Source organism: uncultured Chloroflexus sp. (assembly GCF_937129525.1).
Taxonomy (GTDB): Bacteria; Chloroflexota; Chloroflexia; order Chloroflexales; family Chloroflexaceae; genus Chloroflexus.
Window position 1 is genome coordinate 1 of sequence record NZ_CAKZNK010000123.1, and the last position, 1,946, is coordinate 1,946.

At 49.3% G+C, this 1,946-nt stretch carries 2 protein-coding genes; both read left to right on the top strand.

Annotated features, from left to right (window positions below; all coding sequences use genetic code 11):
• Positions 1–1,300: glycosyltransferase family 87 protein (locus tag Q0650_RS15290; protein WP_298820490.1), on the top strand; the 1,300-nt coding region annotated here is incomplete at its 5' end.
• 431 nt (positions 1,301–1,731) lie between these two features.
• Positions 1,732–1,946 (top strand): hypothetical protein (locus tag Q0650_RS15295; RefSeq protein ID WP_298820492.1); only part of this gene is annotated, 215 nt, incomplete at its 3' end.

The window sequence follows — 1,946 nt, forward strand, 5'->3', positions numbered from 1 at the left end:
TTCAAATGCGCTGGCGATCGCCGCAATTATTGGCATGGCGTTGTGGTCATTTCTTGGTTTTGTTTATATGATTCGCGATTCGCTCAGCGCAAGCGGTTCAATCGACTTCCATTCTTACTGGTATTCAGGTCATTTCGTCAGGCAGGGAACAGATCCATATGAAGCATTCCTTTCGGAACAACAACCGCAGATACCAGTATATTACCTCGATGGCAAGGCAGTTACGGCGCAACCTGTCGCGCAGCCGGGCCTGGCAATTGTGCCGGCCAACACCGCGCCAATCGTGCTGCTCCTGTCGCTCTTCTCGTTCTTTTCCTGGCCGCTGGCCAAAAGTGTGTGGCTGATAGTCAATCTGCTGCTCGCATTGATGATACCGTGGATGGTTCTGCGATTATGGTTTCCCAATGCAGGTATTCGCAGCGAATCTTTGATTATTGTGTTTAGTTTTTGGTCATTACTGGCAACGAGGATGGCTGTAATAACCGGACAAACAACGCTGGTTGTGTTTGCGCTCATGTTATTGACGCTCATGACGATGAACAAAAACTGGGTTTTATCGGGGATTGCGCTGGGCATCGCCTTGTCGAAGTATTCCCTTTCTATGCCCGTGTTGCTCTTTCTGCTTTTCAAGCGTAAATCGAACGTAATCGCATTGGCGCTGGCCGCGCAAGCGATCGGCCTGCTCGGATTGTCGATTTTGACAAATGTCTCCCCTATGCAGGTGTGGCATGAATATATTCTGATGATCGGAGGTCATTTGGGCGATAAAGGGATACATTTGGTGTACTCAATCTACAGATTGATGCCAGATGCTATTTCAACACCGGTATTCTTCTCCATCACTCTCTTGTCCACGTTTATCGTGGGAGCGCCGCTGGCATACTGGTTGAAACGCTATTATTTCAGCCTGCCGGATAATGTCAGGTCACTGGCAGACTTTCATATCGTGACGATTTTGATGTTATGGACGCTGCTGGTTGTCTATCATCGCGAATATGATGTGGTGATCTGGATTGTGTTTGTGGCGTTCGTGATCTACGGTGTGCGCGCGAACGTCTGGCAATTATCGCGGGAGTGGCGACGGGGATTGACGCTGTTTCTGGCCTTTTCGATGCTATGGCTGAGCCGACCACAGCAAATGCTTGCGACGCTCTTGCCGGATCAAGTGTTTCGTGTTTGGGAGCAAGCAGGGCAAACGCTGGTTACTCTTATTTTGATGGCATGCCTGACGGTCACGTTTATCCTGCTATATCGCATTCCGAGTCTGCAAGTCTATCGCTCTGCATGTCAATACGGATAACCAACGCAACGTTCACTGTGGCGCGATTTGTTGCAGAGCTGTATAGTCCTTAGGCCGGCGCTTCACTTGCGTAGATTGCGCGCTCGTGTCAACTTGAGCCACGCCAAAACCGGGTAGTCTTGCTATGGTTGTCGGCCTGGATGACCGGTTTAAACGTAATGCCCACAAGCGTTTCGCGCTGATTGGCAGCGAAGCCCTTTAGTATCGCGCAAAGGTCGCTGGGTTGACGCTGGCGTGGCACTTTCTGGAGAGAATTATGGAGCGTTGTGGGAGATGTGATAACCGAATGCTCTGGCAATGCAAGTGATGGCGTTTTATTGCGCTCAGAGACGCCGATCGGAGACGGGGCATGCAAGCGCTGTTTATCTTAGTGTAACATTGTATAAAGTCAACCTGGTTGTAAATAGCAACGATTTGAGGAGGGAACATCAATGAGTATGATTTCAAAGCGATCAAACATATTTGCGATCGGGTTATTGCTCTTTTTTGTTTTGTGGTCTCTGCACACTCTCATCGAAGTGACCATTAAGGCATACGGTGGTCCGTCGGGATCGACTGATTTTCATTCCTACTGGTATTCAGGTCATTTCGTCAGGCAGGGAACAAACCCATACGCGGCATATTTTGCGCGTCAACAACCGCAAAT